Source organism: Streptomyces sp. NBC_00286 (assembly GCF_036173125.1).
GTDB lineage: Bacteria > Actinomycetota > Actinomycetes > Streptomycetales > Streptomycetaceae > Streptomyces.
Genome location: NZ_CP108054.1, coordinates 8,936,564 through 8,958,973, shown reverse-complemented (window position 1 = coordinate 8,958,973; position 22,410 = coordinate 8,936,564). Strand labels below are relative to the sequence as shown.

At 70.2% G+C, this 22,410-nt stretch carries 16 protein-coding genes; 5 read left to right on the top strand and 11 right to left on the bottom strand.

What is annotated here, in order from left to right; all coding sequences use genetic code 11:
* Window positions 1-61 precede the first annotated feature (61 nt).
* The 3 genes from OHT21_RS40520 to OHT21_RS40510 are packed head-to-tail and all read left to right on the top strand — an operon-like array spanning window position 62 to window position 3,069.
* Complete coding sequence (locus OHT21_RS40520; protein WP_328773227.1) at window positions 62-1,087, top strand: FecCD family ABC transporter permease; 1,026 nt, start codon at window positions 62-64, stop codon at window positions 1,085-1,087.
* A gap of 2 nt (window positions 1,088-1,089) precedes the next feature.
* Window positions 1,090-2,202, top strand: a complete 1,113-nt coding sequence (locus OHT21_RS40515) for a FecCD family ABC transporter permease (protein ID WP_328773226.1) — start codon at window positions 1,090-1,092, stop codon at window positions 2,200-2,202.
* Between the two features lie 3 nt (window positions 2,203-2,205).
* Window positions 2,206-3,069 (top strand): ABC transporter ATP-binding protein, encoded by an 864-nt coding sequence (locus OHT21_RS40510; protein ID WP_328773225.1) that lies wholly within the window; start codon window positions 2,206-2,208, stop codon window positions 3,067-3,069.
* Window positions 3,070-3,130: 61 nt separating this feature from the next.
* Here OHT21_RS40510 and OHT21_RS40505 read toward each other — a convergent pair whose 3' ends face one another.
* The 4 genes from OHT21_RS40505 to OHT21_RS40490 form a co-directional block, all read right to left on the bottom strand.
* Window positions 3,131-3,457, bottom strand: coding sequence for a hypothetical protein (locus OHT21_RS40505; RefSeq protein ID WP_328773224.1), 327 nt, complete (start codon window positions 3,455-3,457; stop codon window positions 3,131-3,133).
* A 210-nt stretch (window positions 3,458-3,667) separates the two neighbouring features.
* The gene (locus OHT21_RS40500) at window positions 3,668-4,651 is read right to left on the bottom strand and encodes a serine/threonine-protein kinase (protein WP_328773223.1); all 984 of its coding nucleotides are present in this window, start codon (window positions 4,649-4,651) and stop codon (window positions 3,668-3,670) included.
* Between the two features lie 51 nt (window positions 4,652-4,702).
* Window positions 4,703-6,751 (bottom strand): serine/threonine-protein kinase, encoded by a 2,049-nt coding sequence (locus tag OHT21_RS40495; protein ID WP_328773222.1) that lies wholly within the window; start codon window positions 6,749-6,751, stop codon window positions 4,703-4,705.
* A gap of 145 nt (window positions 6,752-6,896) precedes the next feature.
* Window positions 6,897-8,006, bottom strand: a complete 1,110-nt coding sequence (locus OHT21_RS40490; RefSeq protein WP_328773221.1) for a maleylacetate reductase — start codon at window positions 8,004-8,006, stop codon at window positions 6,897-6,899.
* Window positions 8,007-8,303: 297 nt separating this feature from the next.
* Here OHT21_RS40490 and OHT21_RS40485 point away from each other — a divergent pair, with 297 nt between their 5' ends.
* On the top strand, window positions 8,304-9,425 hold the full coding sequence (locus OHT21_RS40485) for a LacI family DNA-binding transcriptional regulator (protein ID WP_328773220.1): 1,122 nt from the start codon (window positions 8,304-8,306) through the stop codon (window positions 9,423-9,425).
* A complete protein-coding gene (locus tag OHT21_RS40480) occupies window positions 9,422-11,296 on the top strand; it encodes a glycoside hydrolase family 127 protein (protein WP_328773219.1) in 1,875 nt (624 codons plus the stop codon). Before OHT21_RS40485 ends, OHT21_RS40480 begins: the two co-directional genes overlap by 4 nt.
* Here the strand turns inward: OHT21_RS40480 and OHT21_RS40475 are convergent.
* From OHT21_RS40475 to OHT21_RS40445, 7 genes are all read right to left on the bottom strand, one after another.
* The gene (locus OHT21_RS40475) at window positions 11,178-12,770 is read right to left on the bottom strand and encodes a carboxylesterase/lipase family protein (RefSeq protein ID WP_328773218.1); all 1,593 of its coding nucleotides are present in this window, start codon (window positions 12,768-12,770) and stop codon (window positions 11,178-11,180) included. The genes OHT21_RS40480 and OHT21_RS40475 overlap by 119 nt on opposite strands.
* A gap of 94 nt (window positions 12,771-12,864) precedes the next feature.
* Window positions 12,865-14,109, bottom strand: coding sequence for an alginate lyase family protein (locus tag OHT21_RS40470; protein ID WP_328773217.1), 1,245 nt, complete (start codon window positions 14,107-14,109; stop codon window positions 12,865-12,867).
* A gap of 28 nt (window positions 14,110-14,137) precedes the next feature.
* The gene (locus tag OHT21_RS40465; RefSeq protein ID WP_328773216.1) at window positions 14,138-17,470 is read right to left on the bottom strand and encodes an alginate lyase family protein; all 3,333 of its coding nucleotides are present in this window, start codon (window positions 17,468-17,470) and stop codon (window positions 14,138-14,140) included.
* Window positions 17,467-18,999 (bottom strand): glycosyl hydrolase family 28 protein, encoded by a 1,533-nt coding sequence (locus OHT21_RS40460; RefSeq protein WP_328773215.1) that lies wholly within the window; start codon window positions 18,997-18,999, stop codon window positions 17,467-17,469. The genes OHT21_RS40465 and OHT21_RS40460 overlap by 4 nt, the downstream gene beginning before the upstream one ends.
* Window positions 19,000-19,033: 34 nt before the next feature.
* Window positions 19,034-19,933: a carbohydrate ABC transporter permease gene (locus OHT21_RS40455; RefSeq protein WP_328773214.1), complete on the bottom strand. Its 900-nt coding sequence runs from the start codon at window positions 19,931-19,933 to the stop codon at window positions 19,034-19,036.
* Window positions 19,930-20,937: a carbohydrate ABC transporter permease gene (locus OHT21_RS40450; RefSeq protein ID WP_328773213.1), complete on the bottom strand. Its 1,008-nt coding sequence runs from the start codon at window positions 20,935-20,937 to the stop codon at window positions 19,930-19,932. The genes OHT21_RS40455 and OHT21_RS40450 overlap by 4 nt, the downstream gene beginning before the upstream one ends.
* Entirely contained in the window at window positions 20,934-22,283 is a 1,350-nt protein-coding gene (locus tag OHT21_RS40445; RefSeq protein ID WP_328773212.1) for an extracellular solute-binding protein, read from the bottom strand. Before OHT21_RS40445 ends, OHT21_RS40450 begins: the two co-directional genes overlap by 4 nt.
* Window positions 22,284-22,410: the final 127 nt, after the last annotated feature.

The window sequence follows — 22,410 nt, the reverse complement described above, 5'->3', positions numbered from 1 at the left end:
GCTCACGACTAGGATTAAGGTCTGCCTAACCTAAGGGAGTCGGGTCCGTGGAGACCGAACGGTGAAGCGGGGCAAGAGACTTCGCCCCGTACTGCTGGTGGCGCTGCTCGGCGCTGTTCTGGTCGTGCTCTGTCTGCTGTCGCTCGCGCTGGGCGCGGCCAACGTCCCGCCGGACCAGGTGATCCGGGCGCTGTTCGGCGACGCTCCGAGCCGGCTCGTGGACAACATCGTCTGGTCGGCACGGGTGCCGCGCACCACGCTCGGCCTCGCAGCGGGCGCCGCCCTCGGTCTGGCCGGTGCCCTGATGCAGGCCCTGACCCGCAATCCGCTCGCTGACCCCGGGATCCTGGGCGTCAGCGCGGGCGCGTCGTTCGCCATCGTGCTGGCGGTCGGGGTGTTCGGGTTCGGCTCGTTCTACGGGTACGTGTGGTTCGCCTTCGCGGGCGCGCTCGCGGCGAGCGTCGTGGTCTACCTGCTCGGCGGCCTTGGACGTTCCGGCCAGACGCCGGTGAAGCTGGCGCTCGCCGGAATCGCGGTGACCTTCCTGCTCTCCTCGCTCACCAGCGCCATCGTCCTGACCGACCCGGACGCGCTGGACCGCTACCGCTTCTTCACCGCCGGTTCGATGGCCGAGCAGGACGGTGCCACGGTGCTGCGGATCCTGCCGTTCCTCGCCGCCGGCACCATTCTGGCCCTGGCCTGCGCGCCGGCCCTCAACAGCCTGGCCCTCGGCGAGGACGTGGCGGCATCCCTCGGCCGAAACCTCGGCCTGATCCGGCTACAGGGCGTCGCCGCCGTCACCCTGCTCACCGGTGCGGCCGTCGCGGTCATCGGCCCGATCGTCTTCATCGGCCTGGTGGTCCCCCATGTCGCCCGGGTCCTCGCCCAGTTGGCGGGGATCGGCCCCGACCACCGCTGGCTGCTGCCGCTGTCGGCCGTCCTCGCCCCGAGTCTGCTGCTCGCCGCGGACATCGTCGGGCGGCTCGTCGCACGGCCGACCGAGGTCCAGGCGGGCATCGTCGTCGCCTTCATCGGCGGCCCGTTCTTCATCGCCATGGTCCGCCGACGCCGGCTCGCGGAGGTGTGACCATGGCCAACTCGAAGTCCACCCTCACCAAGTCCCCCTTGGAATCCGGCACTTCACCGGCCCCCCAACGCGTCCGCTCCTACCGCACCTTCCGCCTGGCCGCCCCGCCGGTCTCCGGGATCTTCCGTCCCCGCCTGGTGGCGCTGAGCGCCGTGCTCGCCACGGCCACCTTCCTGCTGTTCTGCTGGGGCCTGACGATCGGCGACTACCCGATCGCCTTCGCCGATGTCGTACGCGCCCTCGTCGGCACCGGCGACCCCGGCACCGTCCTCGTCGTCCAGGAACTGCGGCTGCCGCGCGCCCTCGTCGGTCTGCTGGCCGGGATCGCGTTCGCCGTCTCCGGTGCGCTGTTCCAGACCATGACCCGCAATCCGCTGGCCAGCCCCGACATGATCGGCCTCACCCAGGGTGCGGGCACCGCCGTGGTCGCGGGCATCGTGCTCGGCTGGGACGGCGGCCTCGGCACCCAGGCCCTCGGACTGGTCGGCGCGCTCTCCACCGCCCTGATCGTGTACGCCCTGGCCTGGCGGCGCGGCACCACCGGCTACCGGATCATCCTGATCGGCATCGGCGTAGCCTGGATCTGCACGAGCGCCACCGACTATCTGGTGGCCAAGGGCGGACGGTTCGAGGCACAGGCCGCCGTCGGCTGGCTGGTGGGCAACCTCAACGGCCGTACGTGGGACCAGGTCACCCCGCTCGCGATCGTGCTGGCGGTACTGCTGCCGGCGTCGCTGCTTCTCGGGCGGCTGCTGCGCACCCTCCAGCTCGGTGACGACGTCGCCACCGGCCTCGGCACCCGGGTGCAGTTGGTGCGCCTGTCCATCCTGCTCACCGGCGTCGGTCTGATCGCCTTCGCCACCGCGTCCGCGGGCCCCGTCGCCTTCGTGGCGCTCGCCGCGCCGCAGATCGCCCAGCGGCTGGCCGGCACCGCCTGGCCGCCCCCCGTCGCCTCGGGACTGACCGGCGCCCTGATGGTCCTCGGCAGCGATCTCATCGCCCGTACGCTCATCTCCGGCACGGAACTGCCGGTCGGAATCGTCACCGGCGTGCTCGGCGCGCCGGTCCTGCTCTGGTTGCTCGTCCGCGTGAACCGCGCGGGTTCAGGAGGTTGATCCATGTCGGTTGAACCCAAGTCGGCGGACGCCTCGCCCCGGACCGCCCCCGACCCGGACCTGCAGGCGAGCGGACTGCGCCTGGCGTACGACAACCGGCTGGTCGTGGACGGCCTCGACCTGGCCGTCCCGCCCGGCCGGATCACCGCGATCGTCGGCGCCAACGCCTGCGGCAAGTCCACGCTGCTGCGCGCCCTGGCCCGGCTGCTCGCACCCCGTGAGGGCGCCGTCCACCTGGACGGCCGGGCCCTGCAGTCCATACCGTCCCGGGAACTCGCCCAGCGCCTCGGCATCCTGCCGCAGAGCCCGGTGGCCCCCGAGGGGCTGACCGTCATCGACCTGGTCAACCGCGGCCGTTCACCGCACCAGACCTGGTGGCGGCAGTGGTCCAAGGCCGACGAGCAGGCCGTGCATCAGGCGCTGGCCGCCACCGCGATGACCGACCTCGCGGACCGTCCGGTCGACGAACTCTCCGGCGGACAGCGCCAGCGCGCCTGGATCGCCATGGCGGTCGCCCAGGGCACGCCCGTACTGCTCCTCGACGAACCGACGACGTATCTGGACCTGGCCCACCAGATCGACGTACTGGACCTGATCACGGACCTCAACCGGCGCGAGAACCGCACCGTCGTGATGGTGCTGCACGACCTCAACCAGGCCTGCCGCTACGCCGACCACGTCGTCGCCATGAAGTCCGGCCGGATCGCCGCCGAGGGCCCGCCGGCCGAGGTCATCACCGCCGAGACCGTGGCGGACGTCTTCGACCTGAACTGCAAGATCACCATGGACCCGGTCAGCGGCACGCCTCTGGTCATTCCGATGGGACGCCACCACGGGGCCGACGCGGGTGAGCCGGCCCGTACGTGAGGACTCGTACATGAGCCCGTACGTGAGGACTCGTACATGAGAAGGAGACGTACGAGCCGGATCAGGCGCCCCTGCCCCACTGGCACCAGGCGGCTTCCGGGTCGGCGTACAGGGTGAACGCCGGGTCGCCGGCGACGCATTCGCGGATGAGATCGGGGGCTCCGATGAGGTGGAAGCGCACGGCGGGGTCTTTGGGGAACAGTGCGCGCAGTTCGGTGTCCGAGAGCCCGTCGGCGCAGCGGAGTTCCTGTAGGTCGAGGAAGAACTCCCGGTGTCCTTCGTCGACTTGATCGTGCAGCCGCTGTCTCAGCTGCCGTTGTGTGGTGGCGCCCAGCGTGCCGCTGACCGCCATCCACAGCCGGAACGGCGCCTCCGCCAGTAGGCGCATGCGAATGACCGTGATTTCCAATGGTGTTGTGCTCCAAGTGGCGCTTGTGTCGCGGTGCGAGCGCCGTAATCCCGCTTGCCAGCGGTGCCCTTGCTACTCCACCTCGCGGGCCGCCAGAAGTGCGCGCCGCGCGGCTGCGCGAAGCCTCCCCTCGCCCCACACAGGCGTAACGGCTCGCTCCACATGGCGGTGCGTCAGGAAAAGTCCTCGTCAGGAAGAGGTCCCGCCTGCCTCCCCAGTGAGCTCGCGCAGCCGGCGCAGTACCGCGCCGTGTTCCGGGCGGTGCAAGGGCGAGGCGGACAGCAGTTGCGTCAGCACCTCGCCGAGCGGCCCGGCCCGGCGCGGCGGCGCGGGAGCCGGCGGGTAGCCGCTGCCTCCCTCGGCGAACGGCTCCCTGCCCTCGACGGCGAAGTACAGGGTCGTACCGAGCGCGAACAGGTCGGACGCCGGCGTCGCCGAACCCCCGTACAGCTGCTCCGGGGCGAGATAGCCGGGCGTGCCGATCACCCGATGCGCCCGGGTGTGGGACGCGCTGCCCGCCATCCGGTGGGCGATGCCGTAGTCGGTGAGGACCACGCGTGCGTATGGGCGCCCCGAACTGTCCGGCGCCAGAAGGATGTTGGACGGCTTCACATCCCGGTGCACGATCCCGAGGTGGTGCCCGGCCGCGAGCGCCTTCAGCACGGCGAGGCCGATCCGCGCCGTCTCCCGGACTGACAGCGGCCCTTCGCCCGCTCGCAGCCGCCCCTCGACCACCGCCTCCAGGGTCGTCGCGCCGCGGACGAACTCCATCACGATCCACGGGAAGCCGTCCTCCTCGACGACGTCATGGACCGTCACCACATGCGGCGCCTCACGCAGCGCGGCAAGACTCCACGCCTCACTGAACGCCCGTGCGGTCCGGACCTCCCGACTCTCCTCCCCCGGCCCGGCCGCCGCCCGTACGACGACTTCCTTCACCGCGACGTCCCTGCGCAGCCGCAGGTCGTACGCCAGCCATACGCGTCCCATGCCACCGGTGCCGACCGGCTTGACCAGCCCGTACCGCTCGGCGAGGACCCGCGCCCAGGGTCCGCGTGCCCGGCCGTCGGGCGCGGACGGCCGCGCGGGCGCCACGTTGGTGTTCCCGTGCTCGTGCCCTGTCTCGTCCATCTGCGCCCGCCCCGGCCGCCCGGCATGTCGTCCGTACGTCACACGTCGTCAGTACATCGTCAATATGCCCTCGGCACTAGCTGGTCAATGCGATCAGTACGCGGGTTTCAGTGCCCCCGCGGGAAGCTTCTTGCCGTCCTCCTGGACCACCGTGCACATCACCCAGCGGAACCCGGCGTTCCATTCGTCGTCGGTGGCGTACCAGCCGCTCATCGAATGGTCCTTGCCGCGGGCCCAGTTGACGCCGTACTTCTCGTCGCACAGGGCTACCATGTCGACGCTTTCAGCGGAGTCGTTGCCCGAGGACCACGTCCAGCCGACGGCTTGTTCGTGGTGCGGCTCGTCACAGCTGATCAGGTAAGGCGTGGTCCAGCCCTCGTCGTCCTCCTTGGTGTTGATGCAGTCGCCCGGGCCCATCTGCGTCGTGGACACCTCCTCGCCAAGCCTGCGGTACTCGCCCAGCGGGCCCCCGATGGTGGCCTTCTTCAGGAAGATCAGGCAGGCCGTGTCCGGCGGCTGGTTCTGCCCCGCGGCCGGCGTCAATACATGCAGGACGGGGTCGGGCATGGTCTTGCGCAGCTTCTCCGTGCGCTCGGCGCACTCGGCCTGCGCGGACGAGGCACTGGAGCTCGGCGTCGCACCGGACGCCGGCTGCGTGCCGGACGCCGCGATCGTCGTGATCACCTGGCCCTCGGGGTCGTCCTCGACGCAGTTGACGAGCTTCAGCTCGGGCTGCCCCTTGTACTCCCCCTCCTTCCAGTCCGCGTCCACGCACTGACCGGGCAGCAGCCCGTCCTTCAGGCCCACCCCGGTCCCGTACGGGAAGGGGCTGCGGGTGGTGGTCGGCGTCGGGGCAGGGGGCGCGCTCACCTTCGGCTGCGGCTTGGTCTCCGCGCGCTGCTGCTGCCCGTCGCTGCCGTAAACGGCGGCACCCACGCCGAAGCCGCCGGCCGCCACGAGCACGCCGACGAGTGCCAGCAGGGCCGGGAGCCGCCATCCCTGGATACGGGTCCGGGGCGGGGCCTGTCCTCCGGGGCGGGTGGGGGTGATGTCCCCGTCACCGTCGCCGTTCCCAGCCGTGTCCCCATCCCCAGCATGGGCGGCTTCCCCAGGAGCGGCGGCTTCGGCCGCCTCAGATGCGACGGCCGGCTCAGGCGTGGCGGCTTCCTCAGAGTTGTCGGGTTTTTCGGCGGCACCAGCCTTCTCGGGGGCACCAGCCCCACCAGGGACCCCAGCCCCACCAGGGACGGCGGCCGGCACCAGCGCGGCCTTACTGCTCCCGGCCGCCCCGCCCTCCCCGGCCGCCGCGGCCTCCGCCAAAAGCTCGGCCGCCTCCGCCGCCTGCGTACGGTCCAGCGGGTTCTTCGCCAGCAGCCCCATGATCACGCGGCTGAGCTGCTCACCGGCCCGCTCCGGTGGAGAAGGCTCCGTCTCCAGCAGCGCCATCAGGGCCGCCTCGGGAGTGTCCCGGTCGAAGGGGCCCACGCCCTCGACGGCGAAGTAGAGGGTGACGCCGAGGGAGAAGAGGTCGGAGGCGGGGGTCGCCTCGCCGCCGTGCACGCGCTCGGGGGCCATGTAGCCGGGGGTGCCGATCACCACGCCGCTGCGGGTCAGCCGGGTCTCGCGCGGGCGGAGCGAGATGCCGTAGTCCGTGAGCAGGACACGGCGGTCGGCGACCCCGGAGTGGTCGGGCGCGAGAAGGATGTTGGAGGGCTTCACGTCCCGGTGGATGATGCCGAGCCGGTGCCCGGCGGAGAGTCCGTCGAGGGCCGCCGCCCCGATCCGGGCCACCTCGGCGGCGGGGAGCGGGCCCCGGTCCCGTACGGCGGCACTGAGGTCCATGGTGCCCGGCAGGTACTCCATCACGATCCACGGCAGGCCCTCGTGCTCGACCACGTCGTACACCGTGATCACATTCGGGTGTTCGCGCAGCTGGGCCGCCTTCAGCGCCTCCTTGCGCCCGCGGGAGGCGCGGTCGCCGGAGGCCTCATCCGGCAGTAACGGAAGCTCTATCTCCTTGACCGCGACCTGGGCCTTCAGCTCCTCGTCCTCGGCGCGCCAGACGCTTCCCATCCCTCCGGAGCCCAGCCGCTGCCGCAACCGGTAGCGCCCGGCGATGACCCGTTCCTGCTCCCCTGCCACGAACCGCTCCCCTCACAGCGCGTGTGATCAGCCGACGTACACACGACGTGCTCAACCGATCGCCAGAGGCACATGGTTACGCGGGACGTCCGGGACCCGTCCCGGTAACGAACTTTTCCGGCCAGGCCTCGGCTTTAAGGGGTCCTTACGCCAGGGCCACAGCGCGCGGGGACCGGCCCGCGTATGCCGCCCTCAGCACCTCCAGGGCGCCGCCCATCGTGACCGTCCGCGGATTGGGGTACGCCTCGGCGGCGGTCTGTCCGGCGGCCACCGTCAAGTCGTCGTCGGTCAGGCCGAGTTGGGCGAGGGAACGGGGTGCGCTGAGGCGTCCGGCCAGCTCCCAGAGGGCGTGCGGGGCGTTGTCCGTGCCGAGCGCGCGGTTGAGGACGGTGATCGCCTCGGGGACGGCGGGCGCGTTGTAGGCGAGGGCGTGCGGGAGGACGACCGTGTGCGTTTCGGCGTGCGGCAGGCCGAAGGTGCCGCCCAGCACATGGCACAGCTTGTGATGCAGGCCCATGGTCGTCGCACCCAGGCAGGAGCCGCAGAGCCAGGCCCCATAGAGGGCACGGCCGCGTGGCCCGATGGCTTCCGGATCGGCCGCGACCTGTGGCAATGCGGACGTCATGGCCCGGACGCCCTCCTCCGCCATCAGCGCGACGAGGGGCGAGGTGTCGGGGGCGTACAGCGCCTCGGCGGCGTGCGCGACGGCGTTGAAGCCGCTGGTCACGGAGAGGGCCGGGGGCAGGCTGAGGGTGAGTTCGGGGTCGTAGACGACGCTGCGGGGCAGGACGGCCGGGTCGCGTCCGGTGCGCTTGACGCCGTGCTCGGTGAGGCCCCAGACGTCGGTCATCTCGGAGCCGGCGTAGGTGGAGGGCACGGCGATCAGCGGCAGGCCCGTCCGCAGCGCGATCACCTTGCCGAGGCCGATCGCGCTGCCGCCACCCACCGCGACACAGCCGTCGGCGCCCGCCGCGTGCGTCACCACGACGGCCCGGTCGGCGACCTCGACGGGGACGTGCATACGGGCCTCGGAGTGCAGCCCCGCACAGAGCGAGCCCAGCGAGTTCGCGACCGCGCGCGCGGTGACCGCGCTCTGCCTGCCGCACACCACCAGCAGCCGCCGCAGACCGAGCCGCCCGGCCTCGTCGGCCGGCGCTGTCGTCGCGGCGCCGGGCCGGAACACGACTCGTATCGGACGGCTCTCGTGGGAGAAGTCCGGGACATTCATTGCGTTCGTGCTGTTCGTGGCGTTCATGGCATCGTGGCGTTCATGAGGGCCGCTCCCGGGTGTGCGGGTGCGTACGACGTGGCTGCTCTTCCCTGCGCATACTGCGTCTCTTCAAACTGCGTCTCTTCCCTGCGAATACCGCGTCCGGGTGCGGATAATCGCTGTCGGCCGCGAAGATGTGCGTAGTGAGGGGCGGGTCAGCGGTTCTACGGGGGCAACGGGCGTGACAACCGGTAACCACACCGATAACCTCCGGTTCGGGAACCGGTTGCCACAAGCGTTGCCGCAGTTCCCGAGCCACTGAGCGGTCGAAGGGGCGGGGCGATGACGAGGAAGAGCAACGGGGACGGCGGGGGCCGGAGCACGATCAGGGACGTGGCGGCCCGGGCGGGGGTGTCCGCCTCGACGGTGTCGCGCGTGCTGGCCGGCGACTACCCGGTGAGCACGGCGACGCGTACGCGCGTGATGCGGGCGGTCCGCGAACTGGACTATGTCGCGGATGCCCGGGCCAAGGCGATCGCGGGCGTCGGCACACCGACCCTTGCCTTCGTACTGGACGACATCACCGGCCCGTCGTTCGCGCACATGGCGCACGGCGTGGAGCGCGAGGCGACCCGGCTCGGCCATCTGTGCCTGGTGTGCAGCACGGACGGCGACACCGAGCACGAGCTGGAGTTCATCGAGACGATGCGGGCCCAGCGTGCCGCCGCCGTGATCCTGGTCGGCGGCACCGCGGACACCGCCGAGTACCGCGCGCGGATGTCCCGTATCGCCGACTCCCTGGCCTCGGCGGGCTCACGGCTCGTGCTGTGCGGGCGGCCGCCGCTGGATCCCGGCACGCCGGTGACGGTGATCGAGTACGACAACGAGAGCGGGGCGTACGCGCTGTGCTCCCACCTCCTCGCCCAGGGCCACCGGCGCATCCTGTTCCTCGGCGGAAAGCCGGAGAACACCACGGCGCAGGGCCGCGAGCGCGGCTATCTGGCCGCGCATCGCGCCCGCGGCGAAGAACCGGACCCTCAGCTGCTCCTCGCAGGGGACTTCACCCGCGACTCGGGCCACCGCCGCATCCGCCAGGCCCTCTCCCAAGGGCTGGAGTTCACGGCGGTGATGGCCGCCACCGACATGGTCGCGGCGGGCGCACTCACCGCCCTGCACGAGGCGGGCCTGTCCGTCCCGGACGACGTCTCCCTCGTCGGCTACGACGACATCCCCTTCGCCCGCGACCTGCATCCGCCGCTGACCACAGTCCACGTCCCCTACGAGGAACTCGGCCGCCTCGCCGTCCGTACGGCCCTCGGCAGGACACCGGACGCCCCGAACGAGCACCTCCTGCTGGGAACGCATGTGGTGGTGCGGGATTCGGTGGCGCCCGTGCGGGGGCAGTTAGTTCCGGACGCAAGCGCCAGGGTTTCCTCGCAAGCTCCTGCTGGAGGGTTGACGTGACAACGAACAACACCGGTCCGATCCGCCTCACCGACGGCGCGCACACGGCATTGCGCCCGGCGACCGCGGCCCGGATCACCGGCGGTTTCTGGGCGTCCAGACGGCACACCAACGCGGAGGTGAGCATTCCGCAGGGCCCGTCGAAGCTGGAGGAGGCCGGCAACCTCGCCAATCTGCGGGCGGCGGCCGACGGCAAGGGCACCTTCATAGGTGACTTCCAGTTCCAGGACTCGGATGTGCACAAGTGGATGGAGGCGGCGTCCTGGCAGCTCGCCGACAGCCCCGAGGACGACCAACTGGCCGCACACATCGACGAGTTGACCGCCCTCCTGGCGGCCGCCCAGGACGCGGACGGCTATCTGCAGACGTACTACCAGGTCGCCCACCCCGAGCGGCGCTGGCAGGAGCTGGGCTGGGGCCACGAACTGTACTGCGCGGGCCATCTCATCCAGGCGGCGGTGGCCCACCACCGGGCGACCGGCCGGCGTGAACTCCTGGAGGTGGCCGAGCGGTTCGCGGCCCACATCGACGCGACGTTCGGCAAGGAGAAGCCGATCGACGGGGTGTGCGGGCACCCCGAGATAGAGACGGCGCTGGTCGAGCTGTACCGGGAGACCGGCGAGCGCCGCTGGCTCGACCTCGCCGCCTACTTCGTCGACCGGCGTGGCTACGGCGTGCTGAACGCGGGCGTCGACCGCGGACACGACCGCGACATGGGCCAGGCCTACTGGCAGGACCGCGTCCCGGTGCGCGAGGCGAACACGGTCGAGGGCCATGCCGTACGGCAGCTGTATCTGCTCGCGGGGGCGACCGACCTGGCTGCGGAGACCGGCGACGCGGAGCTACGGGCCGCGCTGGAGCGCATCTGGGACGCCATGATGGCGACGAAGACGTATGTGACCGGCGGGGTCGGCTCGCGGCACGAGGGCGAGGCCTTCGGCGACCCCTTCGAGCTGCCGCCGGACCGGGCGTACGCCGAGACCTGCGCGGCGATCTCGTCCGTCCAGTGGTCGTGGCGGATGGCCCTGCTGACGGGCGAGGCGAAGTACTCCGACCTCGTCGAGCGCACCCTCTTCAACGGTTTCCTGTCCGGCGTAGGCCTCGACGGCGACAGCTGGCTGTACGTCAACCCGCTCCAGGTGCGCGAGGAGTACGCCGACCACGGCGGCGACCAAACGGCCCGCCGCACCCCCTGGTTCCGCTGCGCCTGCTGCCCGCCGAACGTGATGCGGCTGCTCGCCTCGCTCCCCCACTATGTGGCGAGCGGCGACGCGGAGGGCATGCAGCTGCACCAGTACGCGACGGGGGTGTACGCCGCCGGTCAGGGCGTCGTCCGCGTGGAGACCGCGTATCCGTGGGACGGCAGGATCACCGTGACCGTCGAGGAGGCTCCGGCGGACCGTGACTGGTCGCTGTCGCTGCGGATCCCGTCCTGGTGCACGGAGTTCAAGGCCTCGGCACCCGATGGGAGCGCTCCGACCGAGGCGGGCGACGGCTGGCTGCGGATGCGCCGCCGCTGGTCCGCGGGCGACACGCTCACCCTCGACCTCGATATGAGCGTCCGCCTGACCCGGCCCGACCCGCGCGTCGACGCGGTCCGCGGCTGTGTGGCCGTGGAGCGGGGCCCGCTCGTGCACTGCCTGGAGGGCGTCGACCAGCAGCCCGGCGTCCGGCTCGACGATGTGACGCTGCCGTACGGGTCGGGTCTGGCGGTCGCTCAGGAGCCGGAGCTCCTTGGCGGAGTCGCCGTCGTCACGGCCGACGGGCGCCGCCGGAGCGACGGAGGCGGCGTACGGCTGACAGCGGTGCCGTACTACGCCTGGGCGAACCGGGAAGAGGGCGCAATGCGGGTGTGGATTCCCGAGGAGTGAGCTCTCCCGCCGACTCGGCGTCCCACAGGGCGAGTTCGCGGTCGCGCGGGCCGTGCACCACGGGCGGCCCGTCCGCGCCGAAGACGCGCACCGGGTGCGAGGCGTCCCAGGCGGGCCAGCCCGGGTCGCCCTCGGCGGCGAACCGCACCCACGCGGAGTGCATCGCGTCGGCCAGCTCCTGCGGGGCTCCCTCGCCCGCTAGCTTGGCCGACTCCGGGACGTCCCCGGTGTCGAAGACGAAGCCGAGCTCCAGGGCATGGCAGGCACCGAGGTCGGGAAGGTTCGAGGGCCAGGCGAACTCGTACACGTACGAGGAGCCGGGCCGGGCGTCGGCCAGCCGGTGCAGCGGGATGCGCAACAGGTGGTCGGTGACCATCTGACCGAGGAGCTCGGCGGGGCGGGCGTCCGGGTGGAGGGCGCGATAGCCGCGCGGGACGTCGGAGCCGCAGTGGCAGCGGGCCATGGCACCGGCCAGGGCGACCGGACCGAGCCGGTCGACACGCTCCATGAGCCCGCCCGGCACCAGCCACAGCCGGTACTCGTCCTGGGTCCAGCCCATGAGCAGTTCGACGCCCGGCGCGGCACCCCCTTCGACCAGGGCCTCCATCGGGTCCTGGGGTACGAGGTCGCCGTCGACGACGATGCCGAAGGAAGGCCCGCCGAGGACCGGGGTGCTCAGTCGCCCCACCTCGGCCTGGGTGCGCAGCAGCAGCTCACGGTCGACGGCGGCGAAAGCCTCGGCCGTCGCCGGGATCTTCAGCCGGGCCGCCATCCGGCGCACCATGCGCCGCACCTTGTCGCGGTCGAAGGCCTCGGGCGGCGCGCTCTGCAGAACGGCCCGCCGGAAGAGGCCCTGGGCCTGCGGGGCGGCGAGCAGCGCTCCGGCGCTGATCGCACCGGCCGACTGGCCGAAGACGGTCACCCGGTCCGGGTCGCCGCCGAACTCGGCGATCGCCTCGCGCACCCACTCCAGGGCGGCGAGCTGATCGCGCAGGCCGGCGTTGGGCGGGGCGTCCGGGAAGAGGCCGTAGCCCTCCACGCCCAGCCGATAGTTGATCGAGACCATGACGACGCCGTCGCGGGCGAAGGCCCGTCCGTCGTAGACGGGCACGGCCGAGGAGCCGCGGGTCAGCGCGCCGCCATGGATCCACACGAGCACCGGCAGCCGGGCCCCGCGGCCCGGCTCCGGCGTCCACACATTGAGGTTGAGGCAGTCGTCACCCGGCACGACCGGGTCGGACAGCAGCCGGGCGAAGGCCTCCGAGTACGGGGGCTTCGGCGGTGTCGGCCCGAACGCGCCCGCGTCGCGCACACCGTCCCAGGGCGTGGGTGCCACGGGCGGCCGGAACCGGCGAGGGCCGAAGGGCGGCGCGGCGTACGGGATGCCGCGGAAGACGGCGATCCCGTCCTCGTACCTGCCGCGTACGTCCCCGTACGGGGTCCTCACCACTGGCTGCGTCCGGTCTGCCGTCATCCGAGCACCAGCTCCTCGCACGCTCGTGAACCGTCGTTCACTTCAGAGCACCACACCTCCTCCGGTTATTCCGGCGTACGTCGCTGGTGGGCGGCTATTTGGCGTACATCAGCGTGCCGAAGCCCGTCTGGTCGTAGCCGCCGCTCGTCGAGCCGTAGTCGCCGCCTCCTCCCTCGGGTCGCACGCTCTCGGCCATGCGCGTGATGTACGGAACGGACAGGCCCCGTCGCCGTGCGTAGTGGTAGTGGATGAGGTCCCACACGGGCCTGACCTGGCCGCGGCTCGCGGAGGAGATCACGGTGTGTGACTGCTGGGCGCAGTTCTGCCCGGTCCCCCAGGTGTACGTCGTGAAGGGGACGTTCTCGCCGAGGTTGTACTTCGCGACGTACTGGGCGGCCTTCATGAACCTGTTGCTGTCGTAGCCGTACAGGTCCTCGCCCTGGTTCCAGGCCATCTCGCAGAAGGCGCCCATCTGGCCCATGCCCATCATGGTGTGCCCCTGGTCGCGGCCCGACTCCTGCCACTGGGCGAGGTTGTCCGGGTGCAGGAACGGCACCGCCTTGCGGATGGCTCCGTTGCCCGCGCCGTTCTTGAAGTAGTTCACGGCCTGGTCGTACTTGGCGCCGTCGTCGCACAGGATCCCGATCGCGAGGATCGAGTTCATGGTGCACAGGTCCCAGTTCGCCCAGTAGTTGGTGATGCAGGCGTCGTTGTGGTTGTTCAGGAACTGGGTGTTGAGCGGGTAGAAGACGTTGAGCATCATCCGCTTGAACCGCTCGAGGTCGAACCCGCTGTAGCCGCGCATGAGTTCGGCGGCGTTCGCGAACTGGTAGCCGTAGATCCCGGCGGCCAGGAAGCGGTCCGCGTTGCCGGTGATCGAGGTGAGCCTGGCCGACCAGGCGTTGAGGATCCGTACGGCGCACTCGGCGTTGTTCCGGGTGCCCCCGACCTGCCAGCGCAGCGCGTTCTGGTACGCGGCGTGGATGTCGTTGTAGAGGATCCCGTAGTTCTGGCCGTCGCCGCCGCGGATGATCGTGGCCTGCGGGTTGGGCTGCCAGGTGCTGGCGGAGTGCGGGTTGGCGGTCAGGCGCTGCCAGCCGGACAGCCACGGCTGGGCGCCCTCGCGGACCCGTACCTTGGCGCGGTTGAGTTCACCGTAGGCGTGCAGCATGCCCGGGTGGGTGAAGGTCGCCGGGGCGGCCTCGGCCGTGCCCGTGAGGGCGGTGGCCGAGGCGCCGACGGCGAGGGCGGCGGTGAGGCCGCCGGCGGTCTTCAGCAGACCGCGGCGGCTCACTTCCGGTTTTTGTCGGAGGTGCTGGTGGGGGGATGTGCGGCTCATGTGGTGCATCTCCAATCCCGTAGGGGATCTACATGGGGGTGATGCTCACCTCGCTGAATCGCGCGGTGCTGCGGGCCAGGGGGTCGCGTGAGCAGACCACGAGGCCCACGTAATAGAGGGCGTCACCGAAGCCGGGGATCTCGCCTGTGGCGAGGGCGGTCCAGGTGGCGCCGTCATCGGTGGAAACGGCCGCGGTGAAGGCGGTCCCAGCGCGCTTCAGCCGCAGCAGACAGGGGGCGGTGACCGTGCCGTTGCCCGTGAACGCCGAGCGTCCGGCGACAGTCGTACGGAGCATCAGCTGCGCGGCGGCCCCGCCCGTGACGATCGCTCCGGCGGCCTGGTCGAACGGTGACAGCGACTTGGCCATCAGTAGCCCGGCCCGGTCGCCGCTCGCGCCCTCCCGGGAGACGAGCCGGGCGGTGACCTCGCAGTCCCCGGTGACCGGCCGCCGTACGAACTGCCCTGTCATTCCTTGGTTGTTGACGGTCAGGTCGGTCCCGGCACCGCGGACGACGAGGGTCCCGTCCTCGTACGCCGTGCTGCCGGGGGTACGCACGGCCACTACACCGAACGTCCCGAACTCCCGCTCGTCGAGGACCACGTCACCGAGGTCGCCGTACGTCCATGGGCCGGGCGGCGGTGTGCCCACCGTGAGCTTGAGCGTGCCGGTCCCGTCACCGGCGGCGTTGCCCGCGCCGGTGGTGACGGTGAACTCGCCGGTCTCGGTGGGCGTTCCGGAGATCCACCCGGTGCGCTTGTCCACGCGCAGGCCGTCGGGCAGTCCGCTCGCGGTGAACCGTACGGGCTCGTGCGAGGCCCGCAGCAGATACCGGAAGGCGACGCCCTTGTTCGCGAACGCGCTGGTGGCGGAGGTGAGTTGCGGCACCGAGGGGCTCGGCATCTTGGCGGTGGCGGGCTCGGACAGTGGACCGCGTCCGCCGCTGTTGGTCTTGGCGACGGCGTAGTGGTACGTGGTTCCGGTCCGGCCGGTGGCGTCCGCGTACCGGATGCGGGTGCCGAAGCCGACCGGGCCGACGGCGGTCGCGACGGTGACGTAGGGGCCGTCGGCGTCGGTCGCCCGCAGCACCTTGTAGCGGGCGGAGAGGTCGGGGTCGGTCCAGGCCAGTTCCACCGCGTCGGCGCCCGCGGTCGCCCGTAGGTCGCCGGCGGTGCGGGTGGGGCGCGGCACGGCCCAGACCTCACCGGAGGTGGAGGTCACGGTGACGTTGTCGAAGGCGCCGGTGCCGGTCTCGGCGTACTCCTCGTCGACGCCGAGGGAAGAGGTGAGGGCGAGTCCCGCGTACACCGTGCGTCCCAACTCGACCTCGGTGGAGCCGACTTCGGTCCAGCGGATGCCGTCCGGAGAGATGGCTCCGGTGCACCGGCGGCCCTTGCGGATGACGCGCACCCAATACGGCATACGCATCCGGTAGCCATCGCCCGCACCCTCGACGTACGGCGCTTCGAGCGGGGTCGCCGACTCGGGCAGGGTGCCCAGGTTCGAGATCGGGAACGAGGCGCCGGTGGTGATCGCCTGCTGCTGGGTCGGCGGCACGGGCGTGCTGCCGGTGGCGGAGACGGACGCCCCGGCCTTCGGGCGGACCGTCCACACCCCGCTCCAGGTGTGCAGCGGCAGCCCCTGGATCAGCATCGAGGCGTGCGCGGAGTCCGCGTCGAGGGAGTCGCGCAGGGTGACGCCGATCTTGGAGTACTGCGAGCTGAGCGGGTACACGATGCGCGCGGTGATCGTGCCGTCGCCGCGCAGCGGCAGGTGCGCGAGCCGGTACGTGTCGGCCGTGCCGCTCGCCTCCAGGACGAACCGTTCGCCGTCGAAGACGGCGGAACCGGCACGTGTCATCTCCCCGATGTCCTGGGTCTTCCAGGGCTCGGGCAGGCCGCCGGCGGCCGACGCCCAACCCGAACTGTCGCTCTTCCCTTGAGTGTTGGAGGCGATGACCTTGTAGTAGTACGTCCGCCCCGCGCGGACGTCGCTGTCGGTGTACGCCGGCTTGTCGAGGCCGGAGGCGATGCCTTCGTACGGGCCCTCGGGCCTGATCGCCCGCTGGACGTTGTACTCGCTCGCCCAGGCGGACGGCAGCCAGCTGACGGTGACGGCCTTGTCCTCCCCCACCGCCGTGACACCCGCCGGAGCCGTGGGCGCGGTCGGTACGGGTGCCTTGGTGCCGGCGTAGGCGAAAGTGCCGAAGCTCGGCAGGTCGTCGTTGCTGCCCTCGACGACGCGGACGCCGCCGGTGCCGCGGAAGACGGCGGCCTTGGTGTACGGGGTGTCGAGGCCGCGGACGCCGGCGTAGTGGGCGTAGTACATCTCGTAGATCGGGGGGATGTTGCCGCGGACGCGGTCCGAGACGGTCGTCTTGATGTACTTGCCGGTGCGGTCGAGGTCGGGGGTGAAGGGGACGTCGTTGCCCAGGTTGTAGCGGGCGGGGTACTCGGCGTTGGCGAGGATGCGGTTCTTGTCGAAGCCCCACAGGTCGACGCCCTGGTTCCAGGCGACCTGGGCGGCGTCGCCCATCAGGCCGACGGCGAGCTGCTCGTGGCCCTGGTCGCGGCCGGACTCCTGGCCCTGACCGGAGTCGGCGACCACGCGATTGCGGACGCTGCCGTTGCCGGTGCCGGCCGCGGCGAAGCGGAGGGCGTCCTCGAAGAGGGTGGGCTCCTCGCAGAACACGCCGATGGCGAGGATGGTTTGAATGGCCGTCAGGTCCCAGTTGCCGTTGGCGTACAGCATGTATCCGGACACTGCCGGATACCAGACGTCCAGGAAGGACCGCTCACAGCGGGCGATGTCCTCCTCCGCCCATCCGTCGTATCCGCTGTGCCGCAGCAGCTCGGCCGCGTTGACGAACTTGAACGCCTGGAGTCCGGCGCCGAGCGGGCCGTCGGCCCCGGTGATCGCGGTGAGCGACTTCGACCAGGCGTCGAGGATGTCGCGGGCCTTGTCGGCGTGGGCGCGGTCGCCGGTGACGCACCACATGAGGGCGTTCTGGTAGGCGGCGGCCGAGTCGGCGACCGCCTGGTTCTGGAAGTTCGTGGGGCCGCGGCCCCAGGAGGTGATCTGGCCGGTGTTCTGGATCGTGTACGTGGCCTTGGAGCGGGCGTGGGCGGCGAGCGCGAGGTAGCCGTCGTGGATCGGGGATTCCTTGGCGGCGACGGCGGCCTTCATACGCGCCATGTCGTCGGCTGTATGCAGGAGGCCGGGGTGTGTGAACTGAGTGCGACTGGTCTGGTGGCCGGCCGCCCGGGCGGTGCCGGGCGCGAGCAGTCCGCTCGCGCCCGCCACCAGCAGCAGGGCCGCCGTGCCGCCGAGGAAGTTCCGGCGGCTCGGAGCAGGTGTGATCATGACGCGGCGGCCGCCTCGGCCTCGGCGGTGGTGAGGAACTTCAGGTTCGTCACGTGCTCGTTGACGAACATGGGCACGCCGTCCGAGGCCAGGTACCACCTCGGCTTGCCCGTGCTGTCGGCGATCACCCTGCCGTTGACGCGGAGGTTCTCGAAGGTGACGTCCTTGATCGCGTGCTCCGCGTCGAGGCCGGCGATGATCGAGAGATCGGCGTTCTTGCCGTTGTAGCTGAGGTCCTTGATGTAGACGGACTCGATACCGCGGCCTGCCGACGTGTTGTACTTCGGGTTGTACTCGACCCGTATGTGGATGAGCTGACCCCAGCGGAAGTCCTCCACGCGGATGTCGTCGAACTTGACGTCCCGGACGAGGTTGCTGTCGCCGACCATGAAGGCGATGGCGCCCTGGTAGGTCACCTGCGGCTCGCGGTGGTCGAGGATGTCGATGTTTTCGTAGGTCAGGTTCTCCAGCATCTCCGGGGTGTCGGTGTTGCCGTGCACGCCGATGTTGATCGGGTGGGCGACGTCGGCCCAGAGGGTGCAGTTCTTGACGGTGATGTTGCGGGTGTCGCCGTAGAAGTCCCAGCGGTGGGTGTAGAGGGCGATGCTGTCGTCTGAGGTGCGCAGGAAGCAGCCGTCGATCGTGACGTTCTCGGAGCAGTAGAGCTGGATGCCGTCACCCCAGCCCTGGTGGCTGAAGGCACGCAGATTCTTGATGGTGAGGTTGTTGGACTCGGCGACCCTGATGTTCTCGTACCGGGGATTGAGGATCGTGACGCCGTCGATCGTGACGTTCTCGCACTTGCGGACGAAGACCGCGCCGCCGGTCGTGTCGTAGACCACGCCGCGGCCGATCAGCCGGGAGTTCTCCACGCCCTCGAAGATCACGGCAGAGGTGAGGACGGCGCCCGCGGCCAGGTAGACGGTGGTGCCGGTGGGCACCTTCAGGGTTCGGTCGGGGTGGGTGTGCAGACCGGGCCCGAAGTACATGACCTTCTTGTCGCCCTCGGCGGGCACGTCCTTCTCGAGCGGGTTCGCGAACAGGTGCAGGCAGTCGAAGATCTTGTCGTCGACCTGGACGACGAGGTTGCGGGGCCGGTCCAGGGTGAAGCGCGCGGTGCTGCCGAGCACCTCGGGCTTGATGCCGTACGAGTCCGGGCGGATGCGGACCTTCTCGCCGCCGCCCGGGTTGTACGTGACCTCGACCTCGACGGTGCCGGAGAAGTCGAAGGCGGCCCAGGAGGAGTTCTGGGCTCTGTTGCTGCCAGTGTTCGCGTCGATCAGTGCGAGCTTGGCGAGGTAGACATCGAGCTTCTGCCAAGTGCCGCCGAGCGGCCGGACCTTGACGGTGAAGGAGTTGTTGACAGGCACCTTCGGAAGCGTCGGGTGGATGACCACACTGTCGCCGGCGGTGCCGTCCTTCTCCGCCGCGGCGGCCTGTGCGGTACCCGCGATGCTGCCGGCCAGGCCGGCGGCGGCGATGACACCGGCGGCCTGGAGGGTGGTTCGGCGTGACAGGGGCGCGTTCATGCGTAACTCCTTGCAAAAGGTTCGGTAAGAGGGACTACTTCAGTCCGGTCGTGGACATCCCGGCGACGAAGCCGCGCTGGGCGACGAGGAAGATCAGCAGGATGGGGACGACGTACATCACGGAGCCGGCGGCCAGCAGGTTGTTGACCGGCATCCCGGCCTCCGTCACATAGGAGGTCATGAGGGCGACGGAGAGCGTGGTCTTGTCGCTGGACAGGAGCAGCATCGGGGCGATGAAGTCGCCCCAGCTCCAGGTGAAGGCGATCACGAAGCTCGCGGTCAGGACCGGCCAGGACTGCGGCAGGAAGATCCGCCAGAAGATCCCGGCGTAGCCGACGCCGTCGACGATCGCGGCCTCCTCCAGCTCCCGCGGCATCCCGGCGAAGAACTGCCGGAAGAGGAAGACGAGATACGGGGCCGAGGCCATACCCCACAGCACCCAGGGCCAGTACGTGTCGACCATGCCGATCTTCGCGAAGATGAGGTACGTCGGGAAGAGCGTGATCATCTGCGGCAGCATCATCGAGCCGAGCAGCACACCGAACAGGATCTTCTTGCCGGGGGCGTTCAGGCGGGCGAATCCGAAGCCGACCCAGGCCGAGCTCAAGGTGACGAGGATGGCGTAGATCAGGGCGATGATGAGGGAGTTGCGGGTGTAGCCGAGGTACTCGATCTTGGTGAAGGCGTCGGCGAAGTTGTGCCACTGGAACGTTTCGGGCAGCCAGTGCACCGGGGAGGCCGCGAGCTCGGGTGTGGTCTTCAGGCCGGTGATGATCAGCCAGCCGAAGGGGCCGAGCATCAGGCCGGTGATCACGACGAGCACGGTGTAGAGCACGAGGCGGGATGCGCGCACCCGTACCCGGCCCCCGGAATCAGGGGTGTTGAGGGGCTTGGGGGTCTGGGCGGCCTGGGAGGTCACGGTAGTGGCGGTCACTTCTTCGCCTCCGGGTCGACGTTGTAGAACACCACTCCGGACGTGAACTTGAAGATCAGGCCGGTCGCGATGAGGATCAGGACGAAGAGCACCCACAGGAGCGCGGAGCCGTAGCCGTAGCGGCCGAGAGCGAAGTACTCCGCGAACACGTGCATCATGTACATGTAGTTGGACTGCGGGATCGAGGTGACGCCCTTGGGGCTGGCGTCCGCGGCGAGCAGCAAGGGCATGATCGTCTGTACCGAGGCGATCATTCCGGTCACGGCCTGGAAGAGCAGGACCGGTGAGAGCAGCGGCACGGTGATGCTGCGGAAGGTCCGCCAGGCGCTCGCCCCGTCGATCCGGGCCGCCTCGTGGAGTTCGCGCGGCACGTCCTGAAGCCCGGCCAGCGAGATGATCATGATGTTCCCGGCGGCCCAGAGCACCGCCATGAGGATCACGTAGCGGGCGTACGGATCGTCGAGCCAGGCGATGGCGTCGATGCCGAAGATGTTGAGGACGCCGTTGGTGGCGCCGGAGTCCCGGTTGAAGAGCTGCTTGAAGATGAGGCCCGCGCCCACGGGCGGCACCACGGCGGGCAGATACAGCAGGGTGCGCCACAGACCGCGCGCCTTGAGCGGCCGGTTGACCAGGACCGCGAGCCCCATGCCCGCGACGATCGACAGCGGCACCGAGGTGATGGCGAACAGTCCGGCGCGCCCCAGAGAGTCCCAGGTGACCGAATCCGAGAGCAGTTCCTGATAGTTGCCGAACCCGACGTACTTCCAGTTGGGCGAGATGCCGTCGAACGTGGTGAAGCTCAGCCACAGCGCGTACGCCATCGGGCCGATGGTCAGCAGCAGGAAGCCGATGATCCAGGGCGAGGCGAACATGTAGAACGCCCGGTGCCGGCGGGCGGTCATGGAGGTCCGGGGCAGATCACCGGAGCCTACGACGCCGGTGCGCGCGACCTTACGGGGCTGCCCGGTGACCTCGGGGATCTCGGGGATCTGGCCGACTGTCATCCCACCTGCTCCTTACCGCGCTTCAGCTGCTCGTTGACCGACGAGTTGAGGCGTCCCGCGAGGGTGTCGACGGAGATCTGGCCGTTCATCGCGGCCGGGATGATCTGGTTGATGATGGCGTCGATGGCTTCGGTCTTGATGTACGGGGTGAAGGGGGTGATCGAGAAGTGCTTCAGCTCGGCCCTCTGCACCTCCAGGACGCGCTTTTGGTAGTCCTCCTTGTCCGGCATCAGCGGCTGGAGCGACTTGAGCGTCGGTATCCCCCAGCCGCCCTCCGCGCGGGCCTTGGCCGGCGCCTCGCCGAAGAACCACTCGAAGACCCGCCAGGCGGCGTCCTTGTTCCGCGCCTTCTTCGCCATCCACAGGCCCGTGCCGCCCTGGCAGGAACTGATACGGGGACCGCCCTCGAAGACCGGGGCGGGAGCGAGGCGCGACACCTCCGCCAGCTTCGGCTCGGCATTGATCATGCCGCCCAGCCAGTAGCCGTTGCCTGACATGGCCATCCGGCTCGCGACGTAGGTGGGCCCGTCCCAGGCGTCGGGGTTGGGCTGGATGAGGCTCGGCCCGACCCTGGTCTTGGCGTAGTCCACGTACCAGGTCAGGGCCCTGCGGGCCTCGGGGCTGGTGAAGTCGACCCGGCTGAAGTCGTCGGAGAAGAGGCCGCCTCCGGCGGCGGCCGTCAGGTTGGTGAAGAGGATGCCGAGGCCCAGGCCGTTGTAGCTGCCGCCGTAGACGGTGGTCTGCCCGTTCTTGCGCTGGACGAGCCGCTTGGCGTTCTCCAGCCACTCCTCGTAGGTGATCGGCTCGGTGTCGGAGGGGTAGTCGACGCCCGCCTTGTCGAAGTGTGCGGTGTTGTACCAGAACATCGCGTCCTGGGAGAAGTCCTTGGCCATGCCGTAGCGGGGGCCCTTGCCCTGGGTGGTGCCGTCGAACCGCCACAGGTCGTTGGCCGGATCCAGGTCGTCGACCTTGAGGACGGTCGACTTGGCGAAGTACGGGTCCAGGTTCTCGGCCACGTCCCGGGCGGCGAAGTACGGCGCGTCCAGGGCACCGAGGCCGCGGACCAGGTCCGGAGGGTTGCCGTTGGTAAGCATCGCGATCAGCCGGGTGATGTCGTACGCGACGATGGTGATCTTGATGCCGATCTCCTTCTGAGCCTGCTTGACCAGCTCAGGGGAGACATCGTCGAGATTGACCATCATCGTGATGCTCTCGCCGCCGCCGGGTGCGGCTCCCGCCGTCGACAGCGCGCAGCCGCTGAGGGCCGCCACTCCGGCCGCGGCACCGCCCGCCGTGAGGGCGAGGAATCGGCGGCGGCTGGGAGGAGCACCAGGGTGTGCGTGCATGTACGCCTCACCTTCTTGCAGGGAGTTGGGCAGGCCGACGGGAGCCGGCACGGAGCCGAACGACTCTGGACAACCGGTTGCTATGAGTAGGTGGGCAGAGCTTCTTCCTGTCTGGAATCTGCGTCAA

Coding starts and splice junctions, on each gene's coding strand:
- OHT21_RS40515 (WP_328773226.1), top strand. CDS start 1,090: ATGGCCAACTCGAAGTCCACCCTCACCAAGTCCCCCTTGGAATCCGGC.
- OHT21_RS40510 (WP_328773225.1), top strand. CDS start 2,206: ATGTCGGTTGAACCCAAGTCGGCGGACGCCTCGCCCCGGACCGCCCCC.
- OHT21_RS40505 (WP_328773224.1), bottom strand. CDS start 3,457: ATGCGCCTACTGGCGGAGGCGCCGTTCCGGCTGTGGATGGCGGTCAGC.
- OHT21_RS40490 (WP_328773221.1), bottom strand. CDS start 8,006: ATGAACGCCACGAACAGCACGAACGCAATGAATGTCCCGGACTTCTCC.
- OHT21_RS40485 (WP_328773220.1), top strand. CDS start 8,304: ATGACGAGGAAGAGCAACGGGGACGGCGGGGGCCGGAGCACGATCAGG.
- OHT21_RS40475 (WP_328773218.1), bottom strand. CDS start 12,770: ATGACGGCAGACCGGACGCAGCCAGTGGTGAGGACCCCGTACGGGGAC.
- OHT21_RS40470 (WP_328773217.1), bottom strand. CDS start 14,109: ATGAGCCGCACATCCCCCCACCAGCACCTCCGACAAAAACCGGAAGTG.
- OHT21_RS40465 (WP_328773216.1), bottom strand. CDS start 17,470: ATGATCACACCTGCTCCGAGCCGCCGGAACTTCCTCGGCGGCACGGCG.
- OHT21_RS40460 (WP_328773215.1), bottom strand. CDS start 18,999: ATGAACGCGCCCCTGTCACGCCGAACCACCCTCCAGGCCGCCGGTGTC.
- OHT21_RS40450 (WP_328773213.1), bottom strand. CDS start 20,937: ATGACAGTCGGCCAGATCCCCGAGATCCCCGAGGTCACCGGGCAGCCC.
- OHT21_RS40445 (WP_328773212.1), bottom strand. CDS start 22,283: ATGCACGCACACCCTGGTGCTCCTCCCAGCCGCCGCCGATTCCTCGCC.